Source organism: Enterobacter sp. ZOR0014 (assembly GCF_000798855.1).
Taxonomy (GTDB): domain Bacteria; phylum Pseudomonadota; class Gammaproteobacteria; order Enterobacterales; family Enterobacteriaceae; genus Enterobacter; species Enterobacter kobei.
Genome location: NZ_JTLF01000010.1, coordinates 1 through 16,949, shown reverse-complemented (window position 1 = coordinate 16,949; position 16,949 = coordinate 1). Strand labels below are relative to the sequence as shown.

Here is a 16,949-nt window from a genome sequence, read left to right as displayed (position 1 = left end):
CTTTAAACAGTGTGGTGGACATGATCGCTCTCAGTAATGCGGAAAAAACCGCCGCATAGTACCGGAAAGCACAATTTTTAGCATTAACTAAAACGGCTCTGAAGGCGCAGCCATGGTGGTAAGGTGCTTTTTTGGTTTTTAACTATTTATTTTCAATGAGTTAGTTAACCTGTTTTATCGCTAAGAACGATAACTAAAACAGGTTAGTCCATTTGGTTATTTATTATTTCCATCCCTTCTTTAATTGTTATTATCCTCGCCGTTAACCTTATCTTCAGTTTGGATTTATTCGCTTAAAGTCCGCTTGGCTACTGGAACATAACGACGCATGACAACACAGGCCTCACCATCAAATTTGCTTCCCCTGAACCCGGAGCAACTGGCGCGCCTTCAGGCTGCCACCTCTGATTTTTCGCCCACTCAGCTTGCCTGGGTCTCCGGTTATTTCTGGGGAATGCTCAATCAGCAGCCTGGCGCTGTCGCGGGCGCACCGGCAACGGCTGTGGAAATTCCCGCTATTACGCTGATTTCCGCCTCGCAGACGGGCAACGCCCGCCGCGTGGCCGAAGCGTTGCGTGACGACCTGCTGGCCGCCAAACTGAACGTGAACCTGGTCAACGCCGGCGATTATAAATTTAAGCAAATCGCGTCAGAAAAGCTGCTGGTGGTGGTCGCCTCTACCCAGGGCGAAGGTGAACCCGCTGAAGAAGCGGTAGCGCTGCATAAGTTTCTGTTCTCGAAAAAAGCCCCAAAACTGGATGGCACGGCGTTTGCCGTGTTTGGTCTGGGCGATACCTCCTATGAATTCTTCTGTCAGTCCGGTAAAGACTTCGACAGTAAGCTGGCGGAGCTCGGCGCAGAGCGCCTGCTGGACCGCGTCGACGCGGATGTGGAATACCAGACTGCCGCCGCCGAATGGCGTGCGCGCATCGTTGAGGTGCTGAAAGCGCGCGTGCCGAAAGAGACGCCGGCGCAGGCCGCATTGACCGCCGCGGGCGTCGTCAACGATATCCATACCAGCCCTTACACGAAAGAAGCACCGCTGGCGGCAAGCCTGTCGGTGAACCAGAAAATCACTGGCCGCGACTCGGAAAAAGACGTGCGTCATATCGAAATCGATCTCGGTGACTCTGGCCTGCGTTATCAGCCTGGCGATGCGCTGGGCGTCTGGTATCAGAACGATCCGGCGCTGGTGAAAGAGCTGGTTGAGCTGCTGTGGCTGAAAGGTGATGAGCCTGTCACCGTTGACGGCAAAACCCAGTCGCTTTCTGATGCGCTGCAGTGGCATTTCGAACTGACGGTCAACACTCCGAACATCGTCGAAAATTACGCCACCTTAACGCGCAGTGAATCGCTGCTGCCGCTGGTGGGCGACAAAGCGAAACTGCAGCATTACGCCGCGACGACCCCGATTGTCGATATGGTGCGTTTCTCTCCGGCGCAGCTGGATGCCGATGCAGTGGTCGGGCTGCTGCGTCCATTGACCCCGCGCCTCTACTCCATCGCCTCTTCTCAGGCAGAGGTGGAGAGCGAAGTGCATATCACCGTGGGCGTGGTGCGTTATGACATCGAAGGCCGCGCCCGTGCGGGTGGGGCATCAAGTTTCCTGGCGGACCGCGTGGAAGAAGAGGGCGAAGTGCGCGTCTTTATCGAGCACAACGACAACTTCCGTCTGCCGGCAAACCCGGAAACCCCGGTGATCATGATTGGTCCAGGCACCGGTATTGCGCCGTTCCGCGCCTTTATGCAGCAACGTGCGGCGGACGACGCGCCAGGCAAAAACTGGCTGTTCTTCGGCAACCCGCACTTTACCGAAGATTTCCTCTACCAGGTTGAGTGGCAGCGTTACGTCAAAGAGGGCGTGCTGACCCGTATCGATCTGGCCTGGTCCCGCGACCAGAAAGAAAAAGTCTACGTACAAGACAAACTGCGCGAACAGGGCGCAGAGCTGTGGCGCTGGATCAATGACGGTGCCCACATTTATGTCTGCGGCGACGCCAATCGCATGGCGAAAGACGTTGAGCAGGCACTGCTGGAAGTGATTGCCGAATTCGGCGGTATGGATGCCGAAACGGCGGATGAATTTTTAAGTGAGCTGCGCGTTGAGCGCCGTTATCAGCGAGATGTCTACTAATGAGCGAAAAACATCCAGGGCCACTGGTGGTCGAAGGTAAACTGACAGACGCCGAGCGCATGAAGTTGGAAAGCAACTACCTGCGCGGCACCATTGCTGAAGATTTGAATGACGGTCTCACCGGCGGTTTTAAAGGTGACAACTTCCTGCTGATCCGTTTCCACGGTATGTACCAGCAGGACGACCGCGATATTCGCGCTGAGCGTGCCGAACAGAAGCTGGAGCCGCGTCATGCGATGCTGCTGCGCTGCCGTCTGCCGGGTGGGGTGATCACCACCAAACAGTGGCAGGCGATTGATAAATTCGCTGGCGAAAACACGATTTACGGCAGCATCCGCCTGACCAACCGTCAGACCTTCCAGTTCCACGGTATTCTGAAGAAGAACGTGAAGCCGGTGCACCAGATGCTGCACTCCGTCGGGCTGGACGCACTGGCCACCGCCAACGACATGAACCGTAACGTGCTTTGCACGTCGAACCCGTACGAGTCTGAGCTGCATGCCGAAGCGTATGAGTGGGCGAAGAAGATCTCTGAGCATCTGCTGCCGCGCACCCGCGCCTATGCAGAGATTTGGCTCGATCAGGAGAAAGTCGCGACCACCGATGAAGAACCGATTCTCGGCCAGACCTATCTGCCGCGTAAGTTCAAAACCACGGTCGTGATCCCGCCGCAGAACGATATTGACCTGCACGCCAACGACATGAACTTTGTGGCGATTGCCGAAAACGGCAAGCTGGTCGGCTTTAACCTGCTGGTGGGCGGGGGCCTGTCCATTGAGCACGGTAACAAGAAAACCTACGCCCGCACCGCGAGCGAGTTCGGCTTCCTGCCGCTGGAGCACACGCTGGCGGTGGCGGAAGCCGTGGTCACGACCCAGCGCGACTGGGGTAACCGTACCGACCGTAAAAACGCGAAAACCAAATATACCCTCGAGCGCGTGGGAGTGGAGACGTTCAAAGCGGAAGTGGAGCGGCGCGCGGGGATCAAATTTGAGCCAGTCCGTCCTTACGAATTCACCGGTCGCGGCGATCGTATTGGCTGGGTGAAAGGTATCGACAATAAATGGCATCTGACGCTGTTTATCGAAAATGGTCGAATTCTGGATTATCCGGGCCGTCCGCTGAAAACCGGTCTGCTGGAAATTGCGAAGATCCACAAAGGCGAGTTCCGCATTACCGCTAACCAGAACCTGATCATTGCCGGCGTGCCGGAGAGCCAGAAGGCGAAGATCGAGACGCTGGCGCGCGATCATGGGTTGATGGATGCGGTCAAACCGCAGCGTGAAAACTCCATGGCCTGCGTGTCGTTCCCGACCTGTCCGCTGGCGATGGCCGAAGCGGAACGTTTCCTGCCGTCATTTACTGACAAAGTGGAAGCGATTCTGGAAAAACACGGCATTCCGGACGAGCATATTGTTATGCGAGTGACCGGCTGCCCGAACGGCTGCGGCCGCGCGATGCTGGCCGAGCTGGGGCTGGTGGGGAAAGCGCCGGGTCGCTATAACCTGCATCTGGGCGGTAACCGTATCGGCACACGTATTCCGCGTATGTTCCGCGAGAACATCACCGAGCCGGAAATCCTTGATTCCATCGACGAGCTTGTCGGGCGCTGGGCGAAAGAGCGCGAAGCGGGTGAAGGCTTCGGCGACTTTACGGTGCGTGCGGGCATCATTCGCCCGGTGCTCGATCCCGCAAGGGATTTCTGGGAGTAACCACGAGAGGTAATTATGTCCGTACTCGATCTAAACGCCCTTAACGAACTGCCAAAAGTCGAACGCATTCTGGCGCTGGCAGAAACCAACGCCCAACTGGAAAAGCTCGACGCCGAAGGGCGCGTGGCCTGGGCGCTGGAAAACCTGCCGGGAGACTATGTGCTTTCGTCGAGTTTTGGTATTCAGGCGGCGGTGAGTTTGCATCTGGTGAATCAGATCCGTCCGGACATTCCGGTGATCCTCACCGACACCGGCTACCTGTTCCCGGAAACCTACCAGTTTATTGACGAGCTGACGGACAAGCTCAGGCTGAACCTGAAAGTCTACCGCGCGACGGAAAGCGCGGCCTGGCAGGAGGCACGCTACGGCAAGCTGTGGGAGCAGGGCGTTGAGGGCATTGAGAAATACAATGAGATCAACAAAGTCGAGCCGATGAACCGGGCACTGAAAGAGCTTAACGCGCAGACGTGGTTTGCAGGGTTGCGCCGTGAGCAATCCGGCAGTCGTGCCACGCTGCCGGTGCTGGCGGTCCAGCGCGGAGTCTTTAAGGTGCTGCCGATTATCGACTGGGATAACAGGACGGTGTACCAGTACCTGCAAAAACACGGGCTGAAGTACCATCCGCTGTGGGACCAGGGCTACCTGTCAGTTGGAGACACCCACACCACGCGCAAATGGGAACCGGGAATGGCGGAAGAAGAGACGCGATTCTTTGGGCTGAAGCGCGAGTGCGGGTTGCACGAAGGGTAATTCCTTAACCGCCCTCTCCCTGTGGGAGAGGGTTGGGGTGAGGGCATCAGGCCGCGCTATACTTAAAAACCTCAGCCTTTCCCCGCCTTCGCCAGCTCCTTCACCAGCGGCAGCATCACTTTCACCACGTCCCGGCTGCGGTGTTCAATGCGCTGCGGCAGGGCGCTATCAATATGCTGCTGATTATCCAGCATCACGTTATGCCAGCTTGTCCCGTCCGGGAAGGCTTTCGATTTTCCCCGTTGCTGGTAGCCATCTTTTTTCCCCAGCGCCCAGTTGGTTGCTTCCACGTACAGGACCGGAATGCCCGCTTTATCGAACACTTCGCCGTCGTTGCAGCAGCCCGTTCCTCGCGGATAATTTGGATTGCCGCCCGGGTTGCTGGCGGCATACACCCCGTGGCTGCGGGCAATGGCGAGCGCCCGGTCACGCGTCAGTTTACGCACGCTACCCGGTGTACTCTGCCCGCTGTTGAAATACAGTTTATCGCCGACAATCAGGTTATCGAGGTTAATTACCAGCAGCGTATTTTTCTTCTCTTCAGCGCTCATGCGTTTAAGGAGATTCTCAGCGCCGAGCTTACCCTCCTCTTCACCGCTGGTGGCAACGAAACGAATGCCATATTGCGTCGGAATGTTCTTCATTCGCTCGGCCAGTTCGAGCATCACGCCAAGACCCGCTGCGTTATCGTCCATGCCCTGCAGCGTCAGCCCGCCGAGGTTGTTATCGGTGTCGGCATCGCTGAGCGGTGCGTAAGTATCGAGATGCGCCATGATAATAATCTGTTCCGCCGCGCGACCTTCGTGAGCCGCAATAACCGTACTGCCGGTCACGTTGTGCCAGTTTTGTGTTTTATTGCGCGAGGTATAGATATAGCGGCTGTGAAACGACCGGATATCGCTCTGGTAACCCATATCAGCAAATTGCTGGCGAATATAGTCAGCAGAGAGCATTTCCGCAGGTGAACCGGTCATGCGGCCAGGGAAAACGGTGGCAATATGCCGCGCCTGCTGAGTGGCGATTTCACCATAGGGTTGATTTTTTGCCTGAGCCGGAAGAATAAAGCAAACGCCTAGCGCCAGGGCAGCAACACAGTGGCGCGTTGCGGAAAACATAGTGAGTCCTTAAAAACAGAGCAAAATTTTAACTGGCCTAGTATGAAACTGTGATCGCCCATACACAATTTGAATTGCTCTTAAATGCCCGAAAATTCGCGTGTTAAGCACTTTTTGATATTAACTTTTTCACATCGTTATTCCATTGAGTAACTACTCATTCCAATTCGTAATTTCATTCGGTCTAAGCCGCCCCCTATAGTCCCTCTATTCCTCGTTGTTAGTGAGTTGTTGCCTGTGGACTATCTGCCCTTATTTGCCGCGATTAAAGAGAAACCGGTGCTGGTTGTTGGCACGGGTGAAATTGCCGATCGCAAAATCGCGTTTTTGCAACGTGCGGGGGCGCAGGTGCGGGTAGTGGCAGAAGCGGATTTTGACGAATCACAAATCGACAGCGTAGTGCTGGTAATAGCGGCGACCGAAGATCGCGACCTGAACCGTCGTGTTTCCGACGCCGCTCAGGCCCGTTACCGTCTGGTGAACGTGGTGGACGACCAGCCGTTATGCTCGTTTATCTTCCCGTCGATCGTTGACCGTTCGCCGCTTCTGGTGGCGATCTCCTCCGGCGGGACCGCTCCGGTGCTGGCGCGCGTGCTGCGGGAAAAAATCGAAGCACTGCTGCCGACAAGCCTCGGGCGCATGGCGGAGACAGCCAGCTACTGGCGTAACCATCTGAAGACCCGGCTGACCAGCGTGGCGGAACGTCGTCGCTTCTGGGAGCGGGTGTTTCGCGGCCGCTTTGCCAGCCTGATGCAGGCCGGCAATGAGACGGCGGCGCAGAAAATTCTCGAAGACGAACTGGACAACCCTGGCAGTACGAACGGGGAGATCATTCTGGTGGGCGCGGGGCCGGGCGATGCCGGGCTTCTGACGCTGCGTGGCCTTCAGGTGCTGCAGGACGCGGACGTGGTGTTCTACGACCATCTGGTCACCAACGGCGTGCGCGAGCTGATCCGTCGCGACGCGGAGCAGATCTGCGTCGGCAAACGGGCAGGCGAGCACTCTGTGCCGCAGCACGACACCAATCAGATGCTGATTGCTGCCGCCAAAGCGGGCAAAACCGTGGTGCGTCTGAAAGGGGGCGATCCGTTTATCTTCGGACGCGGCGGAGAAGAGTTGCAGGCGGCAGCCGAAGCGGGCGTGCCGTTCCAGGTGGTGCCTGGCATTACGGCGGCATCAGCAGTAACGGCCTATGCCGGTATTCCGCTGACCCATCGCGATTATGCGCAGAGCGTCACTTTTGTGACCGGGCACTACAAGGCCGACAGCACGCCGTTTGACTGGTCGCATCTCGCCCAGAGCCGGCAAACGCTGGCGATATACATGGGCACGATGAAAGCCGCAGACATCAGCGAACAGCTGATTCAGCACGGTCGCGAGGCAACGACGCCCGTTGCCGTGATTTCTCGTGGCACCCGCGTCGATCAGCATGTTGCTATCGGCACATTACTCGAACTTGCAGACCTGGCGAAAGATGCCCCGATGCCCGCCCTGATCGTGGTGGGGGAAGTGGTACAGCTGCACAGTACGCTCGCCTGGTTTCAACATACTACAGACTCAGAGGGGTTTGGTTCCTCTGTGGTGAATCTGGCTTAAGGAACGGTTATGGACCAAAAACGACTTACTCACCTGCGGCAGCTCGAAGCGGAAAGTATCCATATTATCCGCGAAGTGGCAGCCGAATTTTCTAACCCGGTGATGATGTACTCCATCGGTAAAGATTCCAGCGTCATGCTGCATCTGGCGCGTAAAGCGTTTTATCCGGGTACGCTGCCGTTCCCGCTGCTGCACGTCGATACCGGCTGGAAATTCCGCGAAATGTACGAATTCCGCGACCGTACCGCAAAAGCTTACGGCTGCGAGCTGCTGGTGCATAAAAACCCGGAAGGGGTGGCGATGGGCATTAACCCCTTCGTGCACGGCAGCGCCAAACACACGGATATCATGAAAACCGAAGGGCTGAAGCAGGCGCTGAACAAATACGGCTTTGATGCCGCCTTCGGCGGCGCGCGCCGTGACGAAGAGAAGTCTCGTGCTAAAGAGCGTATCTACTCTTTCCGCGACCGTTTCCACCGCTGGGATCCGAAAAACCAGCGCCCGGAGCTGTGGCACAACTACAACGGCCAGATCAACAAAGGCGAAAGCATCCGCGTTTTCCCGCTCTCCAACTGGACCGAGCTGGATATCTGGCAGTACATCTATCTGGAAAATATCGAGATCGTTCCGCTGTATCTGGCGGCTGAGCGTCCGGTGCTCGAGCGCGACGGCATGCTGATGATGATCGACGACGATCGCATCGACCTGCAGCCGGGCGAAGTCATCAAAAAACAGATGGTGCGTTTCCGTACCCTCGGCTGCTGGCCGCTGACCGGCGCGGTGGAATCCAACGCGCAGACGCTGCCGGAGATCATTGAAGAGATGCTGGTGTCGACCACCAGTGAGCGACAGGGGCGCGTGATTGACCGCGACCAGGCAGGCTCCATGGAGCTGAAGAAACGTCAGGGTTATTTCTAAGGAGCCGCCATGAACACCACTATTGCTCAACAAATTGCCAACGAAGGCGGCGTGGAAGCGTATCTGCACGCGCAACAACACAAAAGTCTGCTGCGTTTTCTGACCTGCGGCAGCGTGGATGACGGGAAAAGTACCCTGATTGGTCGCCTGTTGCACGATACACGCCAGATATACGAAGATCAGCTCTCTTCTCTGCACAACGACAGCAAACGTCATGGTACCCAGGGTGAAAAACTCGACCTGGCGCTGCTGGTGGATGGTTTGCAGGCGGAGCGCGAGCAGGGCATCACCATTGACGTGGCCTATCGCTATTTCTCAACGGAGAAGCGCAAATTTATTATCGCCGACACCCCGGGGCACGAGCAGTATACCCGTAATATGGCGACCGGCGCGTCGACCTGCGACCTGGCGATCCTGCTGATCGACGCCCGTAAAGGCGTGCTGGATCAAACCCGTCGTCACAGCTTTATCTCCACGCTGTTGGGGATCAAACACCTGGTCGTGGCGGTCAACAAGATGGATCTGGTGAACTTCAGCGAAGAGAAATTTGAGGAGATCCGCCAGAGTTACCTGACCTTTGCCGAACAGCTGCCGGGTAATCTGGATATCCGCTTCGTGCCGCTTTCCGCGCTGGAAGGCGATAACGTCGCCTCCCAGAGTGCGAATATGCCGTGGTACAGCGGCCCGACGCTGCTGGAAGTGCTGGAGACCGTTGAAATTCAGCGCGTGGTTGATACCCAGCCGATGCGCTTCCCGGTGCAGTACGTTAACCGTCCAAATCTCGATTTCCGCGGCTTCTCCGGCACGATTGCCTCCGGCTCCGTGAAGGTGGGACAGCGTGTCAAAGTGCTGCCCTCCGGCGTAGAATCGGCAATCGCGCGCATCGTGACGTTCGACGGCGACCTCCAGGAAGCCGGGGCAGGGGAGGCGGTCACCCTGGTGCTGAAAGACGAGATTGATATCAGCCGGGGCGACCTGCTGGTCGACGCGCAGGAAACGCTGGCAGCAGTGCAGGGTGCGTCTGTGGATGTGGTCTGGATGGCGGAACAGCCGCTGACCGCAGGCCAGAGCTACGACATCAAAATAGCGGGCAAGAAAACTCGCGCCCGCGTGGACGGCATTCAGTTCCAGGTGGACATCAACAATCTCACCCAGCGTGACGTGAGCGAGCTGCCGCTGAACGGTATTGGCCTGGTGGATCTGACTTTCGATGAGCCGCTGGTGCTGGATCCGTATCAGCAGAACCCGGTAACGGGCGGCCTGATCTTTATCGACCGTCTGACTAATGTCACCGTCGGTGCGGGGATGGTTCGTGAGCCAAACGAGCAGGCGACCGTCGCCTCTGAATTCAGCGCCTTCGAACTGGAGCTGAACGCGCTGGTGCGTAAGCACTTCCCGCACTGGGGCGCCCGCGATCTGCTGGGAGGCAAATAATGGCCGCACATGATGAGAACGTCGTCTGGCATCCTCATCCGGTCACCGTCGCGCAGCGTGAGCAACTCCACGGACATCGTGGGGTTGTGCTGTGGTTTACCGGGCTGTCTGGCTCCGGTAAATCCACGGTAGCGGGCGCGCTGGAAGAGGCGCTGCATCAGAGGGGCGTGAGCACCTACCTGCTGGACGGGGATAATGTCCGTCATGGTCTGTGCAGCGATTTAGGCTTCAGCGACGACGACCGCAAAGAGAATATTCGCCGGGTGGGAGAAGTCGCCAGCCTGATGGCGGATGCCGGGCTGGTGGTGTTAACGGCGTTTATCTCGCCGCATCGTGCTGAGCGCCAGATGGTGCGTGAGCGCGTGGGGCCGGATCGCTTTATCGAAGTGTTTGTCGATACGCCACTGGCGGTCTGCGAAGCTCGCGACCCGAAAGGGCTGTACAAAAAAGCGCGTGCCGGCGAACTGCGCAACTTCACCGGAATTGACGCGGTTTACGAAGCGCCTGAATCGCCTGAGATTCACCTGGAAGGTCAACAATTGGTAACAAATTTAGTAAGCCAATTATTAGACCTGCTCAGACGGGACGATATTATCAGATCCTGAGGCGGTATCGTTCGGGAGCTGTCTTTCCGAACGATGAGTCACGGTCACAGGATTAGCTATGCGCAACAGTGAAAACTACATTATCACCACCGGGTCGGAGCCGCTCGCGACCGACGACGAAACGACCTGGTCATTTCCCGGGGCCATTATTGGCTTCGTCTCCTGGTTGCTGGCGCTTGGCATCCCGTTTCTTATGTATGGCGGCAATACGCTGTTCTTCTTCCTCTACACCTGGCCTTTCTTCCTGGCGCTAATGCCCGTCGCGGTTGTCGTCGGCATTGCGTTGCACTCCCTGTTCAATGGCAGGCTCCTGTATAGTGCCGTGTTCACTATCGCCGCCGTAGTCATCATATTTGGGCTGCTATTTTTATGGCTGATGGGTTAACTTGCGGCATAATTAAAACCCCAGAGTAGAGTCCAGCGGAAAGTTATGGGATGATGAAGCCGTTTTTTCAGGGGGCAGGATGGGTAAACTAACGCTGCTGTTGCTGGCTTTGCTGATTTGGCTGCAATACTCGTTGTGGTTCGGTAAGAACGGACTGCACGACTACAGCCGGGTGAGCGATGACGTCGCGGCTCAGCAGGCAACAAACGCCAAACTTAAGGCGCGTAACGATCAACTCTTTGCTGAAATTGATGACCTCAATGGCGGACAGGAGGCGATTGAGGAACGCGCACGCAATGAACTCAGTATGACTAAGCCGGGCGAAACCTTTTATCGTCTGGTTCCGGATGCGTCTAAACGCAATCAGGGCTCAGCACAAAATAATCGATAATCAGGCCCAGGATTACGACATGGCAGCAACTTTTTCGGACGTCTGTGCCGTGGTGCCGGCCGCAGGTTTTGGCCGGCGCATGCAAACAGAGTGTCCCAAGCAGTACCTTTCAATTGGTGATAAAACGATCCTTGAGCACGCCGTGGCGGCGCTGCTGGCGCACCCTCGGGTGACGCGAGCGATCATTGTCATCAGCCCCGGCGATGCGCGTTTTGCGCAGCTACCGCTGGCAAACCATCCACAGATTACCGTTGTTGACGGCGGCGCCGAGCGCGCCGATTCCGTGCTGGCGGGCATTCAGGCTGCCGGAGACGCGCCGTGGGTGCTGGTGCACGACGCCGCACGTCCGTGTCTGCATCAGGAAGATCTGGCGCGCCTGCTGGCGCTGAGTGAAACCAGTAAAGTGGGGGGCATCCTGGCCGCTCCGGTGCGTGACACCATGAAGCGCGCCGAGCCTGGCAAGCAGGCTATCGCCCACACCGTTGAGCGCGTCGATCTCTGGCACGCGCTGACGCCACAATTTTTCCCCCGCGAATTACTCCACGACTGCTTAACGCGTGCGCTTAAAGAAGGGGCGACCATCACGGATGAAGCCTCCGCGCTGGAGTATTGCGGTTTTCATCCCGAACTGGTTGAAGGACGCGCTGATAATATAAAAGTGACGCGCCCGGAAGATTTACAGCTCGCGGAATTTTATCTTACCCGTTCGACCCATCAGGAGAAGGCATAATGCGAATTGGACACGGTTTTGATGTACACGCCTTTGGCGGAGAAGGCCCAATTATCATTGGCGGCGTACGTATTCCTTACGAAAAAGGTCTGCTGGCGCATTCTGATGGCGACGTGGCGTTGCATGCGCTGACCGACGCCCTGCTGGGTGCCGCTGCGCTGGGGGATATCGGCAAGCTGTTCCCGGACACCGATCCGGCGTTTAAGGGGGCAGACAGCCGCGAACTGCTGCGCGAAGCCTGGCGCCGCATTCAGGCCAAAGGCTATACGCTGGGCAACGTCGACGTGACGATCATCGCTCAGGCGCCGAAAATGCTGCCGCATATACCGCAGATGCGCGTGTTTATTGCTGAGGATCTGGGCTGTCACATGGACGACGTGAACGTCAAAGCCACCACCACCGAGAAGCTGGGCTTTACCGGTCGCGGCGAGGGCATTGCCTGTGAAGCTGTGGCGCTGCTGGTGAAGGCCGCCAAATGACGGACTTCGATAACCTGACTTATCTGCACGGTAAACCGCTGGGTTCTGGCATGCTGAAGGCCAGCCCTGAAGATTTCGTGGTGGTTGAGGATTTGGGGTTTGAGCCGGACGGTGAAGGCGAACATATCCTGGTACGAATTCTTAAAAACGGCTGCAATACCCGGTTTGTGGCCGATGCGCTGGCAAAATTCCTCAAAATTCATGCCCGCGAGGTGAGCTTCGCCGGACAGAAAGATAAACACGCCGTCACCGAACAGTGGCTGTGCGCGCGCGTTCCCGGCAATACGATGCCTGATTTAAGCCAGTTTGAGCTGGAAGGCTGTAAAGTGCTGGAATACGCCCGTCACAAGCGCAAACTGCGTCTGGGGGCGTTGAAAGGCAATGCGTTTACGCTGGTATTGCGTGAAGTGTCCGACCGTACAGACGTTGAAAAACGCCTCAACGCCATCAATGAACGCGGCGTACCGAACTACTTTGGCGCCCAGCGCTTTGGCATTGGCGGCAGTAACCTGCAGGGCGCGCTTCGCTGGGCACAAAGCGATGCGCCGGTGCGCGACAGGAATAAGCGCAGTTTTTGGTTGTCGGCGGCCCGCAGTGCGTTGTTTAATCAGATTGTGAGCGAAAGGCTGAAAAAACCGGACGCGAATCAAGTTGTTGTTGGCGATGCGCTACAATTAGCGGGACGCGGAAGCTGGTTTGTGGCAACGGCCGACGAAATGGCCGATGTGCAGTCGCGCGTGGACGCGAAATCGCTGATGATTACCGCCGCGTTACCCGGCTCCGGTGAGTGGGGGACGCAGGGCGACGCGCTGAGCGCTGAGCAGGCGGCTGTCGCCGATGCGCAGGCATTACAATCATTGCTGGTGCGGGAAAAAGTCGAAGCAGCACGCCGCGCGATGCTGCTCTACCCGCAGCAGCTAAGCTGGAACTGGTGGGATGACGTCACCGTCGAGTTACGCTTCTGGCTGCCGGCCGGTAGCTTTGCCACCAGCGTTGTCAGGGAACTTATCAACACCTCGGGTGATTATGCGAATATTGCTGAGTAACGATGACGGGATCCACGCGCCAGGCATTCAGACCCTGGCGAAGCACCTCCGTGAATTTGCGGATGTGCAGGTTGTGGCGCCCGATCGTAACCGCAGTGGAGCGTCTAACTCACTGACCCTGGAGTCGTCGCTTCGCACCTTTACCTTTGAAAATGGCGATATTGCCGTACAGATGGGCACACCGACCGACTGCGTCTTTCTGGGCGTGAATGCCCTGATGCGACCGCGTCCGGATATTGTTGTCTCCGGTATTAATGCCGGGCCGAACCTCGGCGACGACGTGATTTACTCCGGTACCGTGGCGGCCGCAATGGAAGGTCGTCATCTGGGGTTCCCGGCGCTGGCGGTTTCGTTAAACGGCCACACGCACTACGACACCGCCGCCGCGGTGACCTGCTCGATCCTGCGGGCGCTCGGCCGCGAGCCGCTGCGTACCGGGCGTATTCTGAACATCAACGTGCCGGATCTCCCGCTGGATGAAATTAAAGGCATTCGCGTCACACGGTGCGGCAGCCGTCATCCGGCCGATCAGGTGATCCCGCAGCAGGATCCTCGCGGCAACACGCTTTACTGGATCGGCCCTCCTGGCGATAAGTGCGATGCGGGTCCGGATACCGACTTTGCCGCCGTGGATGAAGGCTATGTTTCCGTTACGCCACTGCACGTAGATTTAACGGCGTATAGTGCGCAAGATGTGGTGTCGGGCTGGCTGGATCGCGCAGGAGTGAACGCGCAATGGTAAGCAAACGTGTACAAACTCTTCTGGAACAACTTCGCGCACAGGGGATCCGCGACGAGCATGTGCTTGAAGCGCTTGCCCAGGTTCCGCGTGAGAAATTTGTAGACGAGGCGTTTGAACACAAAGCGTGGGAAAACGTGGCGCTGCCTATTGGGCAAGGCCAGACGATTTCGCAGCCTTACATGGTGGCGCGCATGACGGAGCTGCTTGAGCTCACGCCCAATTCGCGCGTGCTGGAGATTGGCACCGGCTCGGGTTATCAGACCGCGATCCTGGCGCATCTGGTGCACCATGTCTGCTCCGTTGAGCGGATTAAAGGTTTACAGTGGCAGGCGCGTCGTCGCCTGAAACAACTTGATTTACACAATGTTTCGACACGACACGGTGATGGATGGCAGGGTTGGCAGGCTCGCGCCCCGTTCGACGCCATCATCGTGACGGCAGCCCCGCCTGAAATTCCTGCAGCCCTGTTGTCGCAGCTGGATGAGGGGGGCATTCTTGTTCTGCCCGTCGGCGATGAGCAGCAGCTCCTGAAGCGCGTTCGTCGACGTGGCGGCGAGTTTATTATCGACACCGTGGAAGCCGTGCGCTTTGTGCCTCTGGTAAAGGGGGAGTTGGCCTGAGACTCGGATTTATCCAGGGTTATTAAGGCAAATTCAGCGTATGGTGTGGCGCGAAAGATTCGTGCCATCACGGTAAATTTTAAGTCACTGGTAGTTAACACATTCCTGGGGGATAAATGAGCGCGGGAAGCCCTAAATTCACCATCAGCCGTGTTGCGGCATTATCACTGGTTTCGCTCTGGCTGGCTGGCTGTACAAGTTCTAACAATGCGCCTGCGCCCGTCAGTTCCGTCGGCGGAAACAGCGGCTCGGGTAACACGTCCAGCGGAATGTTGATCACGCCTCCGCCTAAAATGGGAACTGCCACGGCGCAACAAAATCCGTCAATCCAGCCAGTTCAGCGCCCAATGACGCAGCCAACACAGATTCAGCCAGTTGAACAGCCTGTTCAGACCCAAAATGGCCGCATCGTGTATAACCGTCAGTATGGGAACATTCCGAAAGGCAGCTATACCGGCGGCAGCACCTATACCGTGAAACGCGGCGATACGCTGTTCTATATTGCCTGGATCACCGGGAACGATTTCCGTGACCTCGCACAGCGTAACAACGTCCAGGCCCCGTATGGTCTGGAGGTTGGGCAAACGCTTCAGGTGGGCAACGCAACGGGTACGCCACTGACGCCTGGCAACACGGTTTCAGCGGCCGATGTGACCGCACAAAATAACAGCGTTAAGCCTGCACAAAAATCCACCACGGTGGTTGCTTCACAACCTGTAATTACGTATTCTGAGGATTCAGGTGATCAGACTGCTAACAAAATGTTGCCGAATAATAAAGGGACTGCGACTACTGTCACAGCACCGGTTACGGCACCTGTGGTTAGCTCTACTGAACCGACTGCAAGCAGTCAGAATGCCAGTTCGTCAATCACTACCTGGCGCTGGCCAACTGACGGCAAGATTATCGAAAACTTCGCCACTTCTGAGGGTGGGAACAAAGGGATCGATATCGCAGGCAGTAAAGGACAGGCTATCATCGCGACCGCAGACGGACGCGTTGTGTATGCCGGTAATGCTCTGCGCGGTTACGGTAATCTTATCATCATCAAACACAATGATGATTACCTGAGTGCCTACGCCCATAACGACACAATGCTGGTCCGGGAACAACAAGAAGTTAAGGCGGGGCAAAAAATCGCTACCATGGGTAGCACCGGAACCAGTTCTACACGCTTGCATTTTGAAATTCGTTACAAGGGGAAATCCGTAAACCCGCTGCAGTATTTGCCGCAGCGATAATTTGACGGGGCATGCCAGCCAGGGTGTCTCGTTCAGGGATCACGGGTAGGAGCCACCTTATGAGTCAGAATACGCTGAAAGTTCATGATTTAAATGAAGATGCGGAATTTGATGAGAACGGAGTAGAGGCTTTTGACGAAAAAGCCTTAGTAGAAGAGGAACCCAGTGATAACGATTTGGCTGAAGAAGAGCTGTTATCGCAGGGTGCCACACAGCGTGTACTGGACGCGACTCAGCTTTACCTTGGGGAGATTGGTTACTCCCCACTGCTAACGGCCGAAGAAGAAGTCTATTTCGCACGTCGTGCTTTGCGTGGTGATGTTGCCTCGCGTCGTCGCATGATCGAAAGTAACCTGCGACTGGTCGTGAAAATTGCCCGCCGTTACGGCAATCGTGGTCTGGCTCTGCTGGATCTGATTGAAGAGGGCAACTTAGGTCTCATCCGCGCAGTTGAGAAGTTTGACCCGGAACGCGGGTTCCGTTTCTCAACCTACGCGACCTGGTGGATTCGTCAGACCATCGAACGGGCTATTATGAACCAGACCCGTACGATCCGCCTGCCGATCCACATCGTCAAAGAGTTGAACGTGTATCTGCGTACCGCGCGCGAGTTGTCCCATAAACTGGACCACGAGCCAAGCGCAGAAGAAATTGCCGAACAACTCGATAAACCGGTTGATGACGTAAGCCGTATGCTGCGTCTCAACGAGCGCATTACCTCCGTTGACACCCCGTTGGGTGGCGACTCCGAAAAAGCGCTGCTGGACATCCTGGCCGATGAAAAAGACAACGGTCCGGAAGACACCACGCAGGACGATGACATGAAACAGAGCATCGTCAAATGGCTGTTCGAACTGAACGCCAAACAGCGTGAAGTGCTGGCACGTCGTTTCGGTTTACTGGGGTATGAAGCTGCGACACTGGAAGATGTTGGCCGCGAAATTGGTCTGACTCGTGAACGTGTTCGTCAGATTCAGGTTGAAGGTCTGCGCCGCCTGCGTGAAATCCTGCAGGGGCAAGGTCTGAATATCGAAGCGCTGTTCCGATGTTC

Annotated in this window: 17 protein-coding genes; 16 read left to right on the top strand and 1 reads right to left on the bottom strand. The window is 56.7% G+C overall.

Annotation, left to right across the window (positions count from 1 at the left end; all coding sequences use genetic code 11):
• The first annotated feature begins 328 nt into the window (after positions 1 to 328).
• Genes cysJ through cysH form a run of 3 tightly spaced genes read left to right on the top strand, consistent with a single transcriptional unit; the run spans position 329 to position 4,596 of the window.
• Positions 329 to 2,134, top strand: a complete 1,806-nt coding sequence (gene cysJ, locus L977_RS00330) for an NADPH-dependent assimilatory sulfite reductase flavoprotein subunit (RefSeq protein ID WP_047624233.1) — start codon at positions 329 to 331, stop codon at positions 2,132 to 2,134.
• Positions 2,134 to 3,846: an assimilatory sulfite reductase (NADPH) hemoprotein subunit gene (gene cysI / locus L977_RS00325; RefSeq protein ID WP_014885037.1), complete on the top strand. Its 1,713-nt coding sequence runs from the start codon at positions 2,134 to 2,136 to the stop codon at positions 3,844 to 3,846. Before cysJ ends, cysI begins: the two co-directional genes overlap by 1 nt.
• Positions 3,847 to 3,861: 15 nt before the next feature.
• Positions 3,862 to 4,596 carry a phosphoadenosine phosphosulfate reductase gene (gene cysH, locus L977_RS00320; RefSeq protein ID WP_014885036.1) on the top strand — a complete coding sequence of 245 codons (735 nt, stop codon included), beginning with the start codon at positions 3,862 to 3,864 and terminating at the stop codon, positions 4,594 to 4,596.
• A gap of 71 nt (positions 4,597 to 4,667) precedes the next feature.
• Here cysH and L977_RS00315 read toward each other — a convergent pair whose 3' ends face one another.
• The gene (locus tag L977_RS00315; RefSeq protein ID WP_014885035.1) at positions 4,668 to 5,711 is read right to left on the bottom strand and encodes an aminopeptidase; all 1,044 of its coding nucleotides are present in this window, start codon (positions 5,709 to 5,711) and stop codon (positions 4,668 to 4,670) included.
• A gap of 237 nt (positions 5,712 to 5,948) precedes the next feature.
• Here L977_RS00315 and cysG point away from each other — a divergent pair, with 237 nt between their 5' ends.
• From cysG to rpoS, 13 genes are all read left to right on the top strand, one after another.
• On the top strand, positions 5,949 to 7,307 hold the full coding sequence (gene cysG / locus L977_RS00310; RefSeq protein ID WP_047624232.1) for a siroheme synthase CysG: 1,359 nt from the start codon (positions 5,949 to 5,951) through the stop codon (positions 7,305 to 7,307).
• Between the two features lie 9 nt (positions 7,308 to 7,316).
• Positions 7,317 to 8,225: a sulfate adenylyltransferase subunit CysD gene (gene cysD, locus L977_RS00305; protein WP_008499613.1), complete on the top strand. Its 909-nt coding sequence runs from the start codon at positions 7,317 to 7,319 to the stop codon at positions 8,223 to 8,225.
• Positions 8,226 to 8,234: 9 nt separating this feature from the next.
• Positions 8,235 to 9,659, top strand: coding sequence for a sulfate adenylyltransferase subunit CysN (gene cysN, locus L977_RS00300; RefSeq protein ID WP_014885033.1), 1,425 nt, complete (start codon positions 8,235 to 8,237; stop codon positions 9,657 to 9,659).
• A complete protein-coding gene (gene cysC, locus L977_RS00295; protein WP_023331188.1) occupies positions 9,659 to 10,264 on the top strand; it encodes an adenylyl-sulfate kinase in 606 nt (201 codons plus the stop codon). Before cysN ends, cysC begins: the two co-directional genes overlap by 1 nt.
• Before the next feature lie 58 nt (positions 10,265 to 10,322).
• Positions 10,323 to 10,649: a DUF3561 family protein gene (locus tag L977_RS00290; protein ID WP_014885031.1), complete on the top strand. Its 327-nt coding sequence runs from the start codon at positions 10,323 to 10,325 to the stop codon at positions 10,647 to 10,649.
• Between the two features lie 79 nt (positions 10,650 to 10,728).
• Positions 10,729 to 11,040 (top strand): cell division protein FtsB, encoded by a 312-nt coding sequence (gene ftsB, locus L977_RS00285; RefSeq protein ID WP_008499609.1) that lies wholly within the window; start codon positions 10,729 to 10,731, stop codon positions 11,038 to 11,040.
• Between the two features lie 19 nt (positions 11,041 to 11,059).
• A complete protein-coding gene (gene ispD, locus L977_RS00280) occupies positions 11,060 to 11,770 on the top strand; it encodes a 2-C-methyl-D-erythritol 4-phosphate cytidylyltransferase (RefSeq protein ID WP_023331187.1) in 711 nt (236 codons plus the stop codon).
• A complete protein-coding gene (gene ispF, locus L977_RS00275; protein WP_006811766.1) occupies positions 11,770 to 12,249 on the top strand; it encodes a 2-C-methyl-D-erythritol 2,4-cyclodiphosphate synthase in 480 nt (159 codons plus the stop codon). The genes ispD and ispF overlap by 1 nt, the downstream gene beginning before the upstream one ends.
• Positions 12,246 to 13,295: a tRNA pseudouridine(13) synthase TruD gene (truD, locus tag L977_RS00270; protein ID WP_032635677.1), complete on the top strand. Its 1,050-nt coding sequence runs from the start codon at positions 12,246 to 12,248 to the stop codon at positions 13,293 to 13,295. The genes ispF and truD overlap by 4 nt, the downstream gene beginning before the upstream one ends.
• Complete coding sequence (gene surE, locus L977_RS00265; RefSeq protein ID WP_014885028.1) at positions 13,276 to 14,037, top strand: 5'/3'-nucleotidase SurE; 762 nt, start codon at positions 13,276 to 13,278, stop codon at positions 14,035 to 14,037. Before truD ends, surE begins: the two co-directional genes overlap by 20 nt.
• Positions 14,031 to 14,657 (top strand): protein-L-isoaspartate(D-aspartate) O-methyltransferase, encoded by a 627-nt coding sequence (locus tag L977_RS00260; protein WP_014885027.1) that lies wholly within the window; start codon positions 14,031 to 14,033, stop codon positions 14,655 to 14,657. The genes surE and L977_RS00260 overlap by 7 nt, the downstream gene beginning before the upstream one ends.
• A gap of 116 nt (positions 14,658 to 14,773) precedes the next feature.
• Positions 14,774 to 15,898, top strand: a complete 1,125-nt coding sequence (gene nlpD, locus L977_RS00255; protein WP_023338754.1) for a murein hydrolase activator NlpD — start codon at positions 14,774 to 14,776, stop codon at positions 15,896 to 15,898.
• 59 nt (positions 15,899 to 15,957) lie between these two features.
• Positions 15,958 to 16,949, top strand: a 992-nt coding sequence (rpoS, locus tag L977_RS00250; RefSeq protein WP_047624225.1) for an RNA polymerase sigma factor RpoS, incomplete at its 3' end; no start/stop codon positions are given.

Coding starts and splice junctions, on each gene's coding strand:
- nlpD (WP_023338754.1), top strand. CDS start 14,774: ATGAGCGCGGGAAGCCCTAAATTCACCATCAGCCGTGTTGCGGCATTA.
- ispD (WP_023331187.1), top strand. CDS start 11,060: ATGGCAGCAACTTTTTCGGACGTCTGTGCCGTGGTGCCGGCCGCAGGT.
- truD (WP_032635677.1), top strand. CDS start 12,246: ATGACGGACTTCGATAACCTGACTTATCTGCACGGTAAACCGCTGGGT.
- cysN (WP_014885033.1), top strand. CDS start 8,235: ATGAACACCACTATTGCTCAACAAATTGCCAACGAAGGCGGCGTGGAA.
- ispF (WP_006811766.1), top strand. CDS start 11,770: ATGCGAATTGGACACGGTTTTGATGTACACGCCTTTGGCGGAGAAGGC.
- L977_RS00315 (WP_014885035.1), bottom strand. CDS start 5,711: ATGTTTTCCGCAACGCGCCACTGTGTTGCTGCCCTGGCGCTAGGCGTT.
- cysC (WP_023331188.1), top strand. CDS start 9,659: ATGGCCGCACATGATGAGAACGTCGTCTGGCATCCTCATCCGGTCACC.
- cysH (WP_014885036.1), top strand. CDS start 3,862: ATGTCCGTACTCGATCTAAACGCCCTTAACGAACTGCCAAAAGTCGAA.
- cysJ (WP_047624233.1), top strand. CDS start 329: ATGACAACACAGGCCTCACCATCAAATTTGCTTCCCCTGAACCCGGAG.
- L977_RS00260 (WP_014885027.1), top strand. CDS start 14,031: ATGGTAAGCAAACGTGTACAAACTCTTCTGGAACAACTTCGCGCACAG.
- L977_RS00290 (WP_014885031.1), top strand. CDS start 10,323: ATGCGCAACAGTGAAAACTACATTATCACCACCGGGTCGGAGCCGCTC.
- ftsB (WP_008499609.1), top strand. CDS start 10,729: ATGGGTAAACTAACGCTGCTGTTGCTGGCTTTGCTGATTTGGCTGCAA.
- surE (WP_014885028.1), top strand. CDS start 13,276: ATGCGAATATTGCTGAGTAACGATGACGGGATCCACGCGCCAGGCATT.
- cysI (WP_014885037.1), top strand. CDS start 2,134: ATGAGCGAAAAACATCCAGGGCCACTGGTGGTCGAAGGTAAACTGACA.
- cysD (WP_008499613.1), top strand. CDS start 7,317: ATGGACCAAAAACGACTTACTCACCTGCGGCAGCTCGAAGCGGAAAGT.